This window comes from Kitasatospora sp. NPDC028961 (assembly GCF_055564815.1).
In genome coordinates, this window is sequence record NZ_JBVHVO010000013.1 from 97,288 (window position 1) to 114,409 (window position 17,122).

Annotated in this window: 10 protein-coding genes; 6 read left to right on the top strand and 4 right to left on the bottom strand. The window is 74.2% G+C overall.

Annotated features, from left to right (window positions below):
- Positions 1-113: 113 nt before the first annotated feature.
- The 4 genes from ACZ4UX_RS22610 to eccCa form a co-directional block, all read right to left on the bottom strand.
- On the bottom strand, positions 114-2,057 hold the full coding sequence (locus tag ACZ4UX_RS22610) for an acyl-CoA dehydrogenase family protein (RefSeq protein WP_465707954.1): 1,944 nt from the start codon (positions 2,055-2,057) through the stop codon (positions 114-116).
- Positions 2,058-2,168: 111 nt separating this feature from the next.
- On the bottom strand, positions 2,169-3,146 hold the full coding sequence (locus ACZ4UX_RS22615) for a chitosanase (RefSeq protein WP_465707955.1): 978 nt from the start codon (positions 3,144-3,146) through the stop codon (positions 2,169-2,171).
- 89 nt (positions 3,147-3,235) lie between these two features.
- The gene (locus ACZ4UX_RS22620) at positions 3,236-6,310 is read right to left on the bottom strand and encodes a hypothetical protein (protein ID WP_465707956.1); all 3,075 of its coding nucleotides are present in this window, start codon (positions 6,308-6,310) and stop codon (positions 3,236-3,238) included.
- 59 nt (positions 6,311-6,369) lie between these two features.
- Positions 6,370-10,425, bottom strand: a complete 4,056-nt coding sequence (eccCa, locus tag ACZ4UX_RS22625) for a type VII secretion protein EccCa (protein WP_465708021.1) — start codon at positions 10,423-10,425, stop codon at positions 6,370-6,372.
- A gap of 268 nt (positions 10,426-10,693) precedes the next feature.
- Here eccCa and eccD point away from each other — a divergent pair, with 268 nt between their 5' ends.
- The 6 genes from eccD (at position 10,694) to ACZ4UX_RS22655 (ending at position 17,033) form a co-directional block, all read left to right on the top strand.
- On the top strand, positions 10,694-12,067 hold the full coding sequence (eccD, locus tag ACZ4UX_RS22630) for a type VII secretion integral membrane protein EccD (protein WP_465707957.1): 1,374 nt from the start codon (positions 10,694-10,696) through the stop codon (positions 12,065-12,067).
- Positions 12,068-12,129: 62 nt separating this feature from the next.
- Positions 12,130-13,584, top strand: a complete 1,455-nt coding sequence (gene eccB / locus ACZ4UX_RS22635; protein WP_465707958.1) for a type VII secretion protein EccB — start codon at positions 12,130-12,132, stop codon at positions 13,582-13,584.
- Positions 13,585-13,715: 131 nt separating this feature from the next.
- Positions 13,716-14,057 carry a hypothetical protein gene (locus ACZ4UX_RS22640; RefSeq protein WP_465707959.1) on the top strand — a complete coding sequence of 114 codons (342 nt, stop codon included), beginning with the start codon at positions 13,716-13,718 and terminating at the stop codon, positions 14,055-14,057.
- Positions 14,058-14,148: 91 nt separating this feature from the next.
- Positions 14,149-14,442: a hypothetical protein gene (locus ACZ4UX_RS22645; RefSeq protein ID WP_465707960.1), complete on the top strand. Its 294-nt coding sequence runs from the start codon at positions 14,149-14,151 to the stop codon at positions 14,440-14,442.
- Positions 14,443-14,447: 5 nt separating this feature from the next.
- A complete protein-coding gene (locus ACZ4UX_RS22650) occupies positions 14,448-14,861 on the top strand; it encodes a hypothetical protein (RefSeq protein ID WP_465707961.1) in 414 nt (137 codons plus the stop codon).
- A gap of 114 nt (positions 14,862-14,975) precedes the next feature.
- Positions 14,976-17,033: a hypothetical protein gene (locus ACZ4UX_RS22655; protein ID WP_465707962.1), complete on the top strand. Its 2,058-nt coding sequence runs from the start codon at positions 14,976-14,978 to the stop codon at positions 17,031-17,033.
- Positions 17,034-17,122 lie beyond the last annotated feature (89 nt).

Genomic DNA, 17,122 nt, shown 5'->3' on the forward strand with positions numbered 1-17,122 from the left:
CCCCGACCCACCCCCCCCCCCCCCCCCCCCCCTCCCCCCCCCCCCCCCCCCCCCCCCCCCCCCCCCCCCCCCCGGGACCCGGCGCGGGGTGGCCCCGGATGCCTGTTGGCTGGTCAGATCAGTTGAACGGCAGACTCGGTGGCGTTCCAGTGCGCCTCGGGGTGGTCGAAGGCGCGCTGGTAGTCGGGACCGGCGATCGGGAGGCCGGCGAGGAACTCCTCCGGCAGGTCGAAGGCGTCCACCAGCTGCCGCCCCCGGGTCGCCAGTCGGCCGATGACCTGCTCGATCAGGTCGGGGAGCAGCCGCACGTGATGGTGCGTCAGAAACGCCTCGCTCAGCAGAGGGCCGCTCTCCGTGCTGACCCGGCGCAGCGCGAAGAGCCGGTACAGGTCGAGCAGCAGGCTGCGGGCCCGCGGCTCGGCGGCCTGCTCGGCGAGGGCCAGCAGTGCGGCGCCGGCGGAGCGTTCGGCGTGGGCGGTGACGGCGGCCAGCGCGGCGGGTGAGGCGGTGTTCCAGCGGCGCAGGGCATCCCCGGACGGCGCCTGCCGCAGCAGGACGCGGGCGCGGCTCAGGTGCAGGTGCTCCGCCGCGTGCAGCAGGGACTGGAGCACGGCCGGGTCGTCGGGGCCGCCTTCGGGGACGGCCCCGGGCGGCGCGGACTCGGCCAGCAGGAGCTCGGCGCCGGCCTTGGCCCAGAGCGCGAGGTTGTCGCCCTCGGCGGTGATGGTGCCCTCGATGTCCATGGCGAGCGGGGAGATCCCGTTGACCGGGAGCAGTCCCTGGGCGCCACAGCGTTCGCGGCACTCGATGATCAGGTTGCGGGCCTGCCAGGTGGTCCAGCCCTTGGCGACGGCGGCCAGCCGCTCGGCAGCGGCGACCTCGCCCGGGTCGGTGTCGTCCCGGCCGGTCCAGCGCTCGACCGCGGCCCGGTGCAGGGCGGTCATCGCGTAGGTGGTGGCGGCCGCCTCCAGCAGCGGGCCGTGGTGGCTGCGGTGGGCCCAGACCGGGATGCGGCGGTCCGCGCGGGCGCCGGTCACCTCGCGGTGGTGGGCGTAGCGGACGGCCACGGTCAGCACCGCGCGGGCGCAGCCGATCGCCGCCGCGCTCATGCAGAGCTTGCCGGCGGTGACCCGGCCGATGCTGGTGAGGAACCGTTTCCGCCTGCTGCCGAGGGAGCTGGTGAACCCGGCGTCGGGCCCGAGCCGGCCGTGTTCGCCGGTCAGCAGCGCCTCGTGGGGCAGGACGACCTCGTCGAAGGAGGTCAGGCAGTGGTCGACCGGGTTGCCGGGGCGCTGCGGCAGCGGGCGGACGGTGACGCCGGGCAGCGGGCCGACCTCGTCGGTGAGCGGGGTGAGGAAGAGGAAGATCCCGTGGTCCCGGCCGTCGACCAGGAGGCGGGCGGCGACCACGGCGGACTTCGGCCCACCGGCCGGGCCGGTGTTCGGCATGAACTTCTGCGCACCCGCGTCGGGCGTGTGCAGGGTGAAGGTGCGGTCGGTGCGGTCGTAGACGGCGGTGGTCCGCAGCGCGGTGGCGTCGTTGCCGTGGCCGAGCTCGGTGCAGAGGAAGGTGCCGATCCGTTCCATCGCGAGGTACGGGTCCAACGGCCGCTTCTCGTGCGGGTCGTGGTCGAGCAGGCTGCCGAGGAAGAGGTTGTAGTGGATGCCGGCGACGACGACCAGTGCGCCGTCCAGCGGGCCCAGCCACTCGTGAAGGGCGGCCAGCGCGCGGGGGTCGGTGGCCAGTGCGGTGGCGTCGGTCATCCGGTTGACCTGCCGTAACCGCCGGTAGCTGGCGGCGATCCGGTCCGCGGTGGCGGCGCCGGGGTCGGTCCGCATCCGGGGGTCGGCGAGCAACCGCCGCCACGGGCCGTGGGTGCGCTCGTGGTCGGGGCCGTAGAGCAGCCGGGTGAGCTCGGCGGTGGTGGCAGTGGCAGTGGTGGTGGGGATGGTGACGCTGGTGGTAACGGCGACGGCGGCCGGTGCAGGGGAGTCCGGTGCCCGGGTGGCGCTTCGGTCGTCCGTGGTGACGGCGCGACTGCCGGGAATGGTTGTCATGCGGTGATGAATGGGCGAACAGGGTCCGGGGAAACGGCTTTGTGATCAAGATCACCGAAAGCGGGGGGGCGCCTCCGCGGGCGGCCCGCCGCTCTTCCGTCACCCGGTGGGCTACTTGTCGATGTGGAAGGACTCGCCGTAGACCTTCCAGCTCAGCGGGGTGTGCAGGTCGAGGTTCCCGGCCTGGAGGAAGAGGCGCTGGGCGGTGTCGATGCGGGAGGTGTCGGAGTGGGCCGCCTCGGTGCGCATGGCGGCGGCGCGGGCGTCCAGGAACGCGGCGAGGTAGGCCTTCTCGTCGCCGCCCTGCGCCGGGGGCTTGGCCTTCTTGAGCGCCGCCGCGCGGATTCCGCCGAAGCTGTCCGCGCTGTTGCCCGGGCCGTGCATCACGATGGCGTCGTAGTAGGCGAGTTGGCCGAGCGCGTGCAGTCCGTCGGACTTGGCCTGGGTGACGGCCGGGGTGAAGTAGACGCGGTCGCGCTCGTCCTCCTGGGCCTTGCGGAAGACCGGGTCCTGGGCCGCCTTCTTCCAGTCCGAGGTGAAGTCGGGGTCGAGGCCGCTGTGCGAGGCGGAGCCGTCCAGCTTCTCCAGCGCGGGGAGGTACTTGGCCAGGACGTTGTCGGCCTTCAACTCGTGGTAGTGGCGGACCAGTTCGACCATGTCGCCGGTGCCGGAGCAGAAGCCGACGACGCCCGCGGTGTAGCCGCGGCCGTCCTTGATGTCCTCGATGTAGGCGAACTGCGCCTTCCAGTCGAGGGAGGAGTTCTCGGCGCTGGAGACGAACTGCTGGGCGATGTCCTTGAGATGCGGGTCGGTGAGGTCGCCGGCTCCGGTCGTAGTGGGCTTGCCGGACGGCGAGCCGGAGGCGGAGCCGGATGGCGAACCACTGGGCGTGGTCGGCGACTTGGCCGTGGGCAGAGTGGTGCGGTGGGGGCGCCCGTGGTTCGCCGGGGCGGGGTCGGCGACCGTCGTGGTGGGCGAGCCGCTCGGGGTGGGGCCCGGGGACGCCGCGGCGGCCGGGAGCACGGGGAGGGCACCGGCCAGTAGGAGGGCGGTCAGGGCGAGGGGCAGCGGGGTGGGCCGGATCGGCATGGAGGCTCCGGGGTCGGGCGGCCGGATCGGCCGCGGGAACGGCGGGCGAGCGGGTTCGCTTGGTGAACGGCCGCCGTCCGACGGCGGGTTCACGCACCCTCGGGACCAGGCAGAAGCTCGACCCCCGGGGTGAGGTGGAAACGCTCGGGGTCCTCGATCCGCCGGCGCTCGGCCGGGCCCAGCCGGTCCCTGCGGTCCAGCCACGACTGGAGGCGGGTCAGGGCGCTGCGGTCCCGCTCGGCCGGGTCGGCTCCGGCGGCACCGGTGTACTCGCGCAGCAGGACGCGGGCGGGGCGGCGGCCGGACGGTTCGGCGGCGTACGCGGGGTCCTCGACGTGCTCGTTGTCCTCCGCGTTCTCGGTGTCATCGGAGGGCAGGACGGCGACCACGGTGAAGGACGTACCCGGGGCGAAGGTCACCCGCAGCTCCTCGGTGCCCGAGCCGAAGGCCGAGGTGCGCCGCCCGGTGGCCGACCAGATGACGAACTCGACCGCCGCGCCGAGGATTTCGACGGCGCTGGCGGTCAGGCCGGTGACCGGGGCGGGCTCCGTCACCACCTGGCCGACCGCGTAGTGGGCGAGCAGGGCCGCCGGATCCGGGCCGGGCGGGGCGCAGAGCAGCACGGCCCCGTGGTGGCTGGGGAGTCGGCGCAGGCCGGAGCCGAGGCAGCGGAGGAAGGGCGCGAGCGCCGGGTCGCAGGAGCGGGCGGCAGCGATCAACTCGGCGCGGCCCGCCGGGATCCCGGCGTCGCCGTGGTGCAGCAGGACGGCGGCGAGGTCGGGCTTGATGTCGTCCTTCGAGGTGGAGCGCAGCCCCGGCAACCGGGTGGCGACCTGATCGACCCGGCCGGAACAGCGGTGGTAGTGCTCGCCGAGCAGCGCCCGGACGGCGTCCCGGTCGTCGGCGCCGCTGACCGCGACGGGGACGGGGAAGTCCTCCGGGCGGAGGTGACGGGCGTGCAGTGGTGCGGGTGCCGGGTCCCCGGCCGGCTCCTCGCCGGGGTGCTCGGCGGGTTCGGCGTCCGGGTGCCTGTCCGGTGGTTCGTGCGGGTGCTGGTCCGGTTCCACGGCATGGGGTTCGGTGGGCTGCTCGATGGCAGGCCCGGTGGGCCAGGCGAAGTCCGGCTCCTCGACCGACGGTTCGGGCCCGGTGTCCGCCCGGTCGGGGTCGGCGGTGGGGTCGGTGGCCGGGTCGGTCCACCGTCCCTCGCCCGCCACGGCCGGAGCCGTGCTCGGCGCGGAGTCCGGCGAAGGCCCACCGGCGAAGGCCGGGGCGGTGCCGTGGGCATCCGGTCCGGATGGCGGCGCGGCCACCGGTGCGGGGAAGCCGGGGCCACCGGGTCCGCCGCTGGTCGCGGTCCGGGTGGGCGGACCCAGCGGCCCGGGCAGCGGCGAGGACGGTGGGGCGGCGGCCGGCGCCGGGGCCGGGGCCGAGGGGTCCTCCGGGGGCGTGGTCACGGGCTCGGCGGCGCCCGCCCCGCCGGCGCCCGTCGAGGTGGTCGGCACGGCGACGGCCGAGGGGACGGCAGGCGCCCCGACAAGAGCCGCGGCCCGGGGCGGCGCCACGGCGGCCGGTACGGACTGTGGCGCGGGCTGTGGCGCGGCCTCCACGGCCGTCGGGCGGGCCGCGGGGAGGCCGCCGATCCCGTACGACACCGCCGCCACGCCCGGCACGGACCCGGCGGGCTGCTCCGGTCCGAGCCAGTCCAGGTCGTGCATCCGGGCGATGAACCGGGCGATCCGTTCGGTGGACGGCTCCAGCAGCCCGTGCACCAGCAGCCCGAACCCGTCCGAGCCGGAGGACGGCAGGCGGTCGAGCAGGCTGCCCAGCTCCTCGAAGACATCGGCCTCGACGGGCCGGTCCCGCTCGCCGACGATCAGCAGCGGGCGGGCCGCCTCGGGTCGGCGGAAGCGCGGGGTGAGGACGTGCGGCGGCTCCGGCCGGAGCCAGAGGCCGGCCGGGACGGCCTCCAGCGCCCAGTAGGGGAACGCCTCGAAGACGCCCGGACCGTCGGTCCGCCAGGAGGCGCCCCCGTTGCGCCAGGCGGCGGGCGCGGTGCCCTGGCCGGGCGCGGCGGCGAGCCGCAGCAGGTACGGCTCCCAGCGGGCCCGGCCGTGGGTGTCGAGGATGCGCGAGGTGGGGCCGCCCGGGCCGAGCACCGGGAGGCCGATCGCGGCGCTGACCGGGCGGGCCAGCCGGGCCGACAGCGCCCCGGTCAGGGCGGCGAGTTCGTCCGGGGCCGCCCAGGGCGCGCTGACCAGCAGCCGCGAGGTGTCCACCGGCAGGCCGACCACGGCCTCCGCGAAGTCCTCGGGCAGCAGGACGGGCCGCGCCGGGGTGCCGACGACCAGCACCACGGTGCCGGGCGGCGCGGCGGCCAGCCCGAGGCCGGGCATCGGGCCGGGCGGCGGGGCGGACGGGTGGGTGAGCCAGAAGCCGGCGGGCAGCCGCAGCACGTGCACGGCCGGGGGGCGGCGGGCGGCGGTGGCGCTCTCGACCGGCAGGTGCCCGGTCTGACCGGCGGGTACGACGGCGACGGCGGTGGAGGGCGGCTCGACCGGGGCGGTGGCGCCGATCGTCTCCCGGACCCGGCGCGGTGCGCTGCCGGGTGCGCAGTGCCACCAGGAGGCGGTCTCGCCGGCGCCGTCGGGCGCGGTGACCTTGAGGTTGCCGTCCGGGGTGATCTCCACCAGGCCGTCCGGCGCGATCACCGGCAGGCCGGCCCGGTCGGCGACCACCTCGGCCGGGCGGCGGCCGTTGGGGGCGAGCGCGGCGAGGCCGGAGGCGGCCAGGACCAGCGTGGCGGCGCCGCGCGAGCGGGCGATCACGCCGAGGTCGGCCATCCGGTCCCGCAGGACGGGGGCCGAGTCGGGTGCGGCGGCGACCACGACGATGCTGCCCGGCACCGGGCGCAGCGTGCCGACGGCCGCCGAGAGTTCGTCGTCCCCGGCGGTGGAAGGGGCGATGACGAAGTGCGGCCCGACCGGGCGCAGCTCGGACCGGAGGGCGACACCGGCGCCGGGAGCGGCAGTGGCGACCGCCGCCACCGGGGCGGCGGGGCCCGGGCCGGCAGGCAGCGCGGCGGCCGCGCCGCGCCGGCGGCCGAACCGGCGGCGGGGCGCGGCCGGGTCACCGGAGGGCAGGCCGAGGCGGGAGAGACTCATCGTCGGGGTATACGGACGCCGCCCGGCCACCGGTTCAGCGGCGTGCCGGGCGGGGGCCGTCAGCCGTCCTCGCCGGCCGGCGCCGGCATCAGGCCGGTCTGCACCTGGACGGTCCGGCGCCGGGTGATGTGCAGGGCGCGCCCGGGTGGCAGCACGCGCGGTTTGACGCTGCCGAACAGGGTGCCCTCGCTCGGCGGGCAGGAGAGCAGGGTGACGGGGGTGTTGACGTCCTGGAGCCGGCGCAGCAACTGGTCCGAGTAGGCGCGCCCGATGCCGTTGGCGGAGCGCGCCACGATCAGGTGCAGACCGAGTTCGGTGCCCTGGGCGAGGTGGTCGAGGACGGGGCCGAACGGGCTGCTGCCGACCTGGCTCGGGATCAGGTCGTAGTCGTCGACGATGATGAACAGCTCGGGCCCGGTCCACCAGTCGCGCAGCCGCAGCCGGGCCGGGGTGATCTCCTCGCCGGGCAGCCGGGCTTCCATGGCCCGGGCGGCCCCGGTGACGACCTGCCGGAGCACGTCCACGGCGACGGCGTAGCCGAGGCGGTACTCCTCCGGGACGCAGTCGTAGAGCCCGCGCCGGAAGTCGACGAGCATGATCCGGGCCTCGGCGGGCGTGTAGGCGGTGGTGATCGCGGAGACCATCAGGCGCAGCAGGTTGGTCTTGCCACTTTCGCTGTCGCCGACCACCAGGAGGTGGGGGGACTCCTCGAAGTCGTGCCAGAGCGGGGAGATCGCGGTGTCCTCCAGACCGATCGCCACCCGCAGCTTGCCCGAGGGCGCGGGCAGCGTGGCGGCGTCGAGCCGGAGCGGCAGCATCCGCACCTCGGGGGCGCGCGGGCCGGTCCAGTGCTCGTTGACGGCGTCGACGAGGTCCTCGACGCCGTCCGTGAGGCTCTCGCTGTCGCCGACGCCGTCGATCCGGGGGAGCGCGGTGAGGAAGTGCAGGCGCTCCTGGGTGAGTCCCCGGCCGGGGACCCGGGGGACGGTCTCGGCGGCCCGCATATTGATCATGGAGTCGATCGGGTCGCCGAGCCGCAGTTCGAAGCGGCTGCCGAGCTGGTCGCGCAGTCCGCTGGAGATCTCGCCCCAGCGGCCGGCGGTGATCATCAGGTGCACGCCGTAGTTGAGGCCGCGTCCGGCGATCAGCGTGAGGACGGGCAGGAAGTCCATGAACTCCTGGCGCAGGGTGGCCCAACCGTCGACCACCAGGAACACGTCGCCATGGCGCTCGTCGGCCAGCGCCGGATCACCGGCGGCCCGGCGGCGTCGGAAGGTGGCCATCGAGTCGATGCCCAGCTGCGCGAAGGTCTGCTCGCGGCGGGCGATGACGGCGTTGACCTCGGCGAGGGTGCGCCCGACCCGCTCGGGCTCGTGGCGCCCGGTGACGCCGCCGATGTGCGGCAGCCCGCGCAGCGCGGCGAGGGTGCCGCCGCCGAAGTCCAGGCAGTAGAACTGGACCTCCCGCGGGGTGTGGGTGAGGGCCAGGGCGGTGATCAGGCTGCGCAGCATCGTGCTCTTGCCGCTCTGCGGGCCGCCCGCGATGCCCACGTGGCCGCCGGCGGCCGACAGGTCGGCGGTGAGCAGTTCGCGCATCTGCTGGAACGGGCGGTCGACCACGCCCACCGGGACGGAGAGCGTGCCGACCGCCGCGCGGCCGTCGGGTGCCAGACCGTGGTGCGGGGACGGCGCGAGCGGCGGCAGCAGCTCGTCGAGGGTGGGCGGGGTCTCCAGGGGCGGCAGCCAGACCGTGTGGGCGGGAGGGCCGACATCGCGCATCCGCTCCGCGGCCAGGTCCAGCAGCGTCGCGGTGTTCTCCTCCTCGGCGGCCTGCCGGGCCGCCTCGGCCGCCAGTGCCTCGGGGTCGGGGCGGCGTGGCGCGGTGTACTCGGTGCCGTAGGGGACGATCTGGCCGGCCACCGCGGCCTGCTGCGCCGCTCCGCGCCGGCGCCGGTACGGGCCGGAGACGTACGCCGCCTTGAACCGGGTGAGGGTGGCGATGTCGCTGCGCAGGATGCCGTTGCCGGGCTGCGAGGGCAGCTGGTAGGCGTCGGGCACGCCGAGGACACCGCGGCTCTCCATCGCGGAGAAGGTCCGCAGGCCGACCCGGTACGACAGGTGGGACTCCAGGGCGTGCATCCGGCCCTCGTCGAGGCGCTGCGAGGCCAGCAGCAGGTGCACGCCGAGTGAGCGGCCGAGTCGGCCGATCATGATGAACAGCTCCATGAAGTCGCGGTGCGCGGAGAGCAGTTCGCTGAACTCGTCGACCACGATGAAGAGTGTCGGAAGCGGGTCGAGCTGGGTGCCGGCGGCCCGGGCGGTCTCGTAGTCCAGCAGCGAGCTGTAGTTGCCGGCCGAGCGGAGCAGCTCCTGGCGGCGGTTCAGTTCGCCGTGCAGGGCGTCGCGCATCCGGTCGACCAGGGCGGCCTCGTCCGCCAGGTTGGTGATCACCGCCGAGGTGTGCGGGAGTTCGTCCAGGCCGAGGAAGGTGGCACCGCCCTTGAAGTCGACCAGGACGAAGTTGAGGGTCTCCGAGGAGTGTGTGAGCGCGAGCGCCAGCACCAGGGTGCGCAGCAGCTCGGACTTGCCCGAGCCGGTGGCGCCGATCAGCATTCCGTGCGGGCCCATGCCGCCCTGGGCGGACTCCTTGAGGTCCAGCTCGACGGGGTTGCCGTCCACGCCGACGCCGATCGGCACCCGCAGTCGGCGGCCGCGCGGGCGGTCCGCCCAGCTGCGCGCGACGTCGTGCTGGTACAGGTCGTTGACGCCCAGCAGCGAGGTGAGGTCGAAGTCGGTGCTGAGCGGCTCGGAGGCGTCGCGGGAGTCCCCCAGCCGGTACGGGGACATCACCGTGGCGAAGCGGCGGGCGGCCGGGACGCTCAGCGCGTCGGGGCGGCCGAGCGGGGTGGCCTCGTCGCGCCGGTTGCGGTCGGCGGCCACCAGGTCCAGCCGGTCGTCGGTGATCCGCAGCCGCAGCCGGAACGGCGCGTGCTGCCACTCGACGGCTCCGGCGAGGTCGAGCAGGACGGCGTTGCGGTAGCCGGCCAGCAGGGCCCGGCTGCTGCTGGGCAGTTTGACGCCGTCCAGGACGATCAGGGTGAACGGCTCGTCCCGGCCCGGCTGCGCGTCCGGCTCGTAGGGCGGCCGGTCGGTGAACTCCGGGCCCAGCAGTTGCTCCAGCTCCAGCATCGAGTCGGCGACCAGGCGCACCGGGCCGGCGCCGTCGGTCTCGGTGGGGTGCAGGGCGTGCGGCAGCCACTTCAGCCAGGCCCATTCCTCGCGCAGTTCGGGGGAGACGGCGGCGGCCACCCGCAGTTCGTCCGGCGCGTGGAAGAAGGCGAGTTGGGTGATCATCGCGCGGGCCAGGGCGCGGGCCGGCTCGGGATCGGCCGGTGCGCCGGGGGCGTCCGGATCGGCGGAGGCGGCGGCAGGTGCGCCGATCACGCTGGGCGAGGTGCCCGGGCCGGCGGTGGCGGCCGGTCCGGCCTCCTCCTCGGGCTCCTCGCAGCGCAGCAGGAGGTGGGCGTAACCGCGGACGTGGACGGCGATCGGCTGGTCGGCGATCGAGCCGTACGCGTGGATGAACCGGCGCAGTGCGTGCGCGCACAGCGGCTCCAGGTCCTCCACCGGCTGGGTGGACAGCGGTGCCAGCTTGACCGCCAGGCGCTGGGCGCCGGTGGCGATCCGGACGTCACCGAAGTCGGGGTGGGCCGCGCGGCGCTCCCACAGGCGCGAGGTGCGGATCAGCGAGCCGAGCGCGGCCGGGTCCGGGTGGCGCCAGGCGAGTGCCTGCCGCTGGTTCACGATGTGGCGGCGGACCTGCCGGCGCATCTGGGAGAGGTAGCGCAGGTAGTCCCGGCGCTCGCCGCGCAGTTGGCGCTTGCGGTCGCTGGCGCCGCGGATCAGCTGGGTCACCAGCATGCCGACGGCGGACAGGCCCATCATGCCCATCGCCACGTAGGTGAGCGGCCCGCCGCTGGACTGCGGGTTGAGGAAGATCATCACCATCGAGAGCGAGCTGAGCGCCATCGGTGCCATGGCGATCACGTTGGACATGCCGCTCTGCTGTTCCGGCAGGACCGGCGGCTCCTGGAGCTGGAGCTCGCCGTCCGGCATCGCCGGTCCGGGGCGCCGGGGCGGACGGTCGACCACGACCACGCTCAACGGGGATTCTCCTCTCGCGGCGCGGGGGACGCCGCTGGTGGCGGTGGGCCCGGCGGCTCGGGCCGGTCCGCACTCAGGCGTACGGCCCGCGGGGCCCCGGTGGTTCACCGGCGTTGCGCGGGAGCGGGCCGCGGTGGCCGGTGAACCGTCCGCCCGCCGCCGCCCGTAGTTGTCCAACGGGAGACCGGGCGGGCCGGCGTTCCACGGGAGGGCACGACAGGTGAGCGGTACCACGGTGGCGGCAGGGCTGGTCCGGCTGAGGTTCCGTGCCCCGGACACCGCCTTCGAGCTCGCCCTCCCCGGCGATGTCGTCCTCGCCGACCTGCTGCCCGCCGTCCTCGGCTATGCCGGTCCCACCGTCGAGGAGGGCGGCACCGAGCACGCCGGCTGGGTGCTCCAGCGCGCCGGTGGCCCGCCGCTGGACGAGGAACGCACCCTGGAGGCGCTCGGACTGCGCGACGGCGAGGAACTCTTCCTCCGCCCCGGGCAGGAGGCGCTGCCCGAGGTGCACTACGACGACCTGGTGGACGGCGTCCGATCCGGCACCATCGCCCGCGGCGACTCCTGGCGGCCCGCCGCCACCCACCACTTCGCGCTGGCCCTCGGCCTGGTCGCGCTGGCCGGCGGTCTGCTGCTGCTCGCCCTGCCCGGACCGGACGGCCCCCGTTGCGTCGCGGCCGCCGTCACCGCCGTGCTGCTGCTCGGCGGCGCGGCCGCGGCGACCAGATCGGTCGGCGACCGGCCGGCCGGGGCCGCGATCGGGTCCGCCGGCGTCGCCTACGCGGCCGCGGCGGCCGCCCTGCTGCCCGGGGTCACCGGCCCGGCCCGGTTGCTCGCGGGCGGTTCGGCGGCGGTCGGAGCCACCGTGCTGGCGCTCGCCCTGGTCGGAGCCGGTCCGTTCTTCGCCGGCCTGGTGGTGGCGGCCGTGCTCGCCCTGGGCGCGGGCGCGCTGGCCACCTACGGGATCCCGACGACCCACTCCGCCGCGGTGATCGCTGCCACCGCGGTGCTGTTCGGCGCCTTCGTGCCCGGGCTGGCGTTCAAGCTGTCCGGGCTGCGACTGCCCGCGCTGCCCCGCAACGCCGAAGAGCTCCAGGAGGAGATCGAGCCCTTCCCGGCGGAGGACGTGGCGGCTCGCAGCCTGATCGCCGACAGCTATCTGGCCGGCTTCTTCATCGCCGCCGGCAGCGTCTGTGCGACCGCCCTCGCACTGCTCGCCACGGCCCGCGACGGCGGATGGGGCACGACCGCGATGTCCGCCGACCTGTCGGTGCTGCTCCTGCTGCACGCCCGGGACATCGGGGGCATCCGCCAGCGGCTCGCCATGCTGCTGCCGGGGGCGCTGGGCGTCAGCCTGCTGGCCGTGCGGTTCGGGCAGGACGCCGACCAGTCCGGCCGGTTCGTCCTGTTCACCGCACTGCTCGTCACTGCGGCCGCGCTCGCCGTGACGGCCTGGACGGTGCCCGGCCGGCGGCTGTTGCCCTACTGGGGCCGCGCCGGCGACCTGCTGCACTCGCTCGCCGCGCTCGCCCTGCTGCCGCTCGCACTCCAGGTGCTCGGCTTCTACGGGATGATGCGCGGCCTGGCGGGCTGACCGGCGCGGCCGCCCGGCGCCGACCCGCTCCCCCTGAAACCCGCACCGAGGAGGACCACCGCATGCAGTCCCGACGGGACCAGGTGCAGGCCCACCTGTTCGTGATGAGCCGGGTCGCCGCAGGCGTGCTCCGCGCCGAGCCGGACGCCCCCGACACCCCCGTCGGGCGCACCAACCGCGGCGCCGCCATCGGTCTGGCCGTCTCCCTGCTGATCGGCGCCGGCGCCGGCGTCTACGGCATGGTCAAGCCCGGCGGTGCGACCGGCTGGCAGAAGCCCGGCACCCTGGTGGTGGTCAAGGAGACCGGTGCCCGGTACGTCTTCGCCGGTGGCCTGCTCCACCCCGTGCTCAACGAGGCCAGCGCCAAGCTGCTGGCCGGTGACCAGCTGAAGGTCGACCAGGTCTCGGCCCGCTCGCTGGAGAAGGCCGAGCGCGGCACCCCGATCGGTATCGTCGGCGCCCCCGACGGGCTGCCGGGACGGGCCGCCGTCGGTGGCGCCGACTGGCTCGTCTGCACCGTCCAGACCGCGGGCTCCGCGGAGGGCCGCGCCACTCCCCAGCTGTCCGTCGCGGTCGGCACCCGCCAGTCCGGCCGCGGCGCCGGTGACCGGGGTGTCCTGGTCGGCGCGCCCGACGGCGGCGTCCATCTGCTCTGGCACGGCCGCCGGTTCGCCCTCGACACCGCCGGCGGCGCCGTCCGGGCCCTCGGTTACACCGCGGCCGTGCCCGTCCCGGTCACCGCCGCGTTCCTCGCCGCCTTCCCGACCGGACCGGATCTGCGCGCCCCCGACCTCCCCGGCCGGGGGCGCAACGGCCCCACGCTCGGCGGGCACGCCACCCGGATCGGCCAGCTGTTCTCCGGCACCGGTGACGAGCGCTACGTGCTCGCCGAGCAGGGTCTGGTGCCGCTCAACGCCACCCAACTCGCGCTGGTGCAGGGCGATCTGCGCACTCAGCGGGATGCCTACGGGAGTGGTCAGGTCACGCTCTCGCCGGTCGGCGCGGAGGACCTCGCCGCACACTCCGCACCTCCCGCCGCCACCGCCGCGCTCAATCCGGCCGAACTGCCCGCCCGGCCGCCGGTGCTGCTGACGCCGACCGCCGGTCAGGCCGTCTGCGGGGCACTGAACCCGGCGGACGACGGCGGGGAACTCGCCCTGGCCGTCCCGGACGCGGCCGCCGTGCTGGGCCTGCCACCCGCGCTCCAGCCCGGCGTCGTCCCCAGTTGCACGCCCGCCGACCGGATCGCCGTGCGCCCCGGCGGGGGCGCCCTGGTGCGGGCGCTGTCCGGCGGGGGCTTCGGCACCACGCTCTACCTGGTCACCGACACCGGCGTGAAGTACCCGCTGGCCTCCGCCGCGGTGGCCGAACGCCTCGGCTACGCCGGGGCGGCCCCGAGCGCGGTGCCGGGGCGGGTGCTCTCGCTGCTGCCCACCGGGCCCAGCCTCGATCCGGGGCCGCTCGCCGGCGGCATCGTGCAGCCCCCGGCCGCCGCCGAGGGCCGCTGCGCGCGGTGATCGGCCGAGCCGCCGCCGGACGGTGAACCGTCCGGCGGCGGCGTCCCGTTCACCCTGGCGGGCCGCTCCTGCCGGCCCGTGGCACACGCTGCCGGCCGGGTCGGCCGGCACTCACGGAGGAGGTACTCGCGGTGGCTCAGCAGACGACGATCGACCAGAACGTCCTGACGGACATCAGGACCATGGTCGAGTCCCGGTACAACGAGATGTCGCAGACCGCGGCCTACATCGAGGACATCAACACGGCCGTCCGGGACAGCTTCTCCGGCGCCGCCAGCACCACGTTCCAGAACCAGATCCAGGCCTGGCTGGAGCAGTACGCGCTGGTCAAGCGGGACTACGACGCCTTCCACGCCAAGCTCGGCGACGGTGGCCAGATCTTCAACGCGGCCGACGACCACACGACGGGCATCGCCAACTTCAACGGCGGCGGCCCGGGGCAGCACGTCGAGGACGTCCTGAACCCCCGCTAGCCGATCCCGTGCACCGCTGCCGCGGACCGCGGTGGCCGGTGCCCGCTCCGCCTACCGACTCTCCGTTCGAAGGGACCGCACCATGGGCCACATGTCGCTCCACTACGCCGGCATCGACAGCGCCATCAACGACCTCGAAGCCCACGCGGCGACGATGCACACCGCGATGACCCAGTTGAAGGACTACCTCGACAGCAAGATCAACGTCCAGCTGGTGGGTGACTTCGCGGTGGCGGCCGGGGCACTCTCGCAGCAGCTCCACAACTCCGACGAGGCGATGGGCAAGAAGATCGTCGCCGCCCACCAGGCCCTCACCGAGATCCGCAACGTCATCAAGGACGCGGACATGCGGGCCAGCAGCCACTTCGACCACGTCGCGGGCTGAGTCCGATGGGGGACAAGCCGGAGGGCGAGGGCAGCGGCGGTACGACGGAGATCACCGACGAGTACCTGGCGAAGTTCGCCAAGGAGAAGCTCGAAGCGCTGATCACCGAGATCAACGGCAACGCGGCGGTCACCAGGATCAAGGAGTACGACCACATCGCGTTCCTGGCGGGCACCGACGGCATGTTGTTCACCACTCCCGGAGCGTTCAAGACGTCCTTCACGGAGTACTGCAAGGCGGTCGGTCTCCAGTTCACCACGCTCACGCAGCAGCTGACCAAGCTGAAGGGCGACCTCGGCATGGCCGACCTCATCCTGTCGAACGCCCAGGACGAGGCCCTCACCGAGGCTCAGCTGATGTGGCTGATCAACCCGACGCTGGGCACGGGCGGATCGGGTGGCCGCGGCCCCGGCGGCTGAGTGCCCATCAGCAGGCGGAGCCGGCCTCGGCGCGGGCCGGCCCCGCCCCACCTGTCGTAGCGCCTGACCGCGAAGGGTCCTGACATGGGCAAATGGGAAGACATGCTCACGTTCTTGCAAGCGTCGAGCGACCAGGCGACACCTACCAGGGAGTCGGTGGTCGACGACAGCAAGAAGTGGATCAAGAGCGGTCTGGAGAAGGCCAAGAGCGGCAAGGCGGACTACGAGATCCTGGACGGCTGGCGGGGTGTGGACGGCAGCGGCTCCCACTTCGACATCTGGGTGTCCTGGAACTTCACCTACACGAAGGACGGCAAGACGCGCCACGGCTCCTACACGCTGGGCAGCAGTATCGACTTCGACGTGGTGCAGGGGCCGGAATCCAAGATCCAGAAGTTTCTGGACGGCGCCTCGGTGCTCCTCCGCATGCGTGATCTTCCCGAGGACAAGCGCGTCAACGACAAGCTGGACATTCCCGGCTTCGGGAAGGTGGCCGATGACATCAAGAACATCAAGACGTTCGTCGCGCTCCTGGCTCCCCGGGTCCGCGCCTGGGCGGATGACATCGACTCGCCGGGCAGCGACTGGCAGGGCAGTGCGGCGGGCTCCTTCCGCGGCCTCCTACAGGCCTTCGGGAACGAGGTCGAACGCTTCCACCGCGAGCTGGAGTCGGAGGTGGAGAGCAGCCTGCGGCTCTGCCCCCCCGCGCTGAACGCCGCCGTGACGACACTGAACACCGGCTGGACCAACTACCTCAACTCACGGAACCGTTGGGCCGCGTACGCCGCGACCGAGGCGTTGGTGTCGGCGCTCAGCGGGGCGACGGTGAGCATCACGACGAAGAGCGTGGTGGGCAGCGGAGGGTTCCACGACGGCGACCACGCCAGTCCCACGCCTGAGGGTGTCACCGGTAACACCGGCTCGCAGACCTCGAACAGCTTCACCTTCGTGGTCAAGCCCGGGCCCGGCGGGGATCCCAAGACGGTGGCGTTCTGGGAGAAGGTGGACCACGACGCGCGGGTGATCTGGGTGAAGAACGTCGTCGATGTCCTGGACGTCCAGGCCGACGCTGCCCAGAAGCAGGTCGACGGCGTGTACAACCCCACGAAGATCCTGCTCGACACCCATGTCTCGAACCTCGAGCTGCGGATGCCGATGCCCGCTCCGCCGTCGACCGACGATCCGACCAAGGACGGTCCGGGCGGGGACGGTCCGAAGACCGATTCGAACCCGGACATCAAGACGGACACCAGCACCAGCGGTGGCGCAGGCCCGGGCCCGGACATCAAGGACATCACGGGTGGGGCCGGTCCCAAGGACCTCGGTCTCAACGGCGACAAGTCCGGTGGTGACCTGAACCTCACCGGCAACGGCGGCAGCTCCGGCACCTCCGGGGGCAGCGGCGGATCCGGTTCCAACAGCGGCCTCGACCTGATCGGCGGCGGGATCGGCGGGAACAATCTGCTGGGGGACAACTCGTCGCTGGGCGGGAGCGGTTCGAACCGGCCCGTCACCGTCCCGCCCGGCTCGGTGATCACCAAGGACGGCCGGATCGTCGACGAGAACGGCAACCCCGTGCTCGACTCCAGCGGCAATCCCATGGTGGCCGGCCCGAACTACACCATCGACCCGGACGGCACCCTGCGCGACGACAAGGGCAACACCGTCTCGGAGTACCGGCAGCTGCTCGCCGACCGGTACTCGGGCGAGGGCGGGGACGGTCTGCTGACGCCGAGCAACTTCGGCCCCGGCGGGTTCGCGTACAACACGGGTGGTCTCGGCGGCGGCCTGTCCGGTTCGGGGTCGGGTCCGTTCACCTCCGGCGGCGGCCCGGTGATCACCGGCATGGGCGGCGGTCTGAGCTCCCGCGCGCTCGCGGGCGGGGCCGACCCGAACACCATGAAGGCCGCGGTCGACCAGGCCAACGCCGAGCGGATGGCCGCGGAGAAGGCCGCCAAGGCCGCCGCCCAGGAGCAGGCCCTGCTGACCGGTCGGCAGACCCCCACCAGCTCCAGCGGCATGCCGCCGATGATGCCGCCCGGTGGCGGCATGGGCGCCGGCGGCCAGGGCGGTGCCAACGACAAGGACCGCCGGCGCACCACCTGGCTGGCGGAGGACGAAGAGACCTGGGGCACCGAGACCGGCGCCGTGCACGGCGTCATCGGACGCTGACGCAACCGGTGTGGCGGGGGGGGGGGGGGGGGGGGGGGGGACACGGGTACCATCTCCCCCCCAAAAAAAAAAAAAAAAACAACCACACC

Bases quoted from the DNA above. Each gene is read 5' to 3' on its own strand.
- ACZ4UX_RS22610 (WP_465707954.1), bottom strand. From the start codon at position 2,057: ATGACAACCATTCCCGGCAGTCGCGCCGTCACCACGGACGACCGAAGC.
- ACZ4UX_RS22615 (WP_465707955.1), bottom strand. From the start codon at position 3,146: ATGCCGATCCGGCCCACCCCGCTGCCCCTCGCCCTGACCGCCCTCCTA.
- ACZ4UX_RS22620 (WP_465707956.1), bottom strand. From the start codon at position 6,310: ATGAGTCTCTCCCGCCTCGGCCTGCCCTCCGGTGACCCGGCCGCGCCC.
- eccCa (WP_465708021.1), bottom strand. From the start codon at position 10,425: ATGCCGGACGGCGAGCTCCAGCTCCAGGAGCCGCCGGTCCTGCCGGAA.
- eccB (WP_465707958.1), top strand. From the start codon at position 12,130: ATGCAGTCCCGACGGGACCAGGTGCAGGCCCACCTGTTCGTGATGAGC.
- ACZ4UX_RS22645 (WP_465707960.1), top strand. From the start codon at position 14,149: ATGTCGCTCCACTACGCCGGCATCGACAGCGCCATCAACGACCTCGAA.
- ACZ4UX_RS22650 (WP_465707961.1), top strand. From the start codon at position 14,448: ATGGGGGACAAGCCGGAGGGCGAGGGCAGCGGCGGTACGACGGAGATC.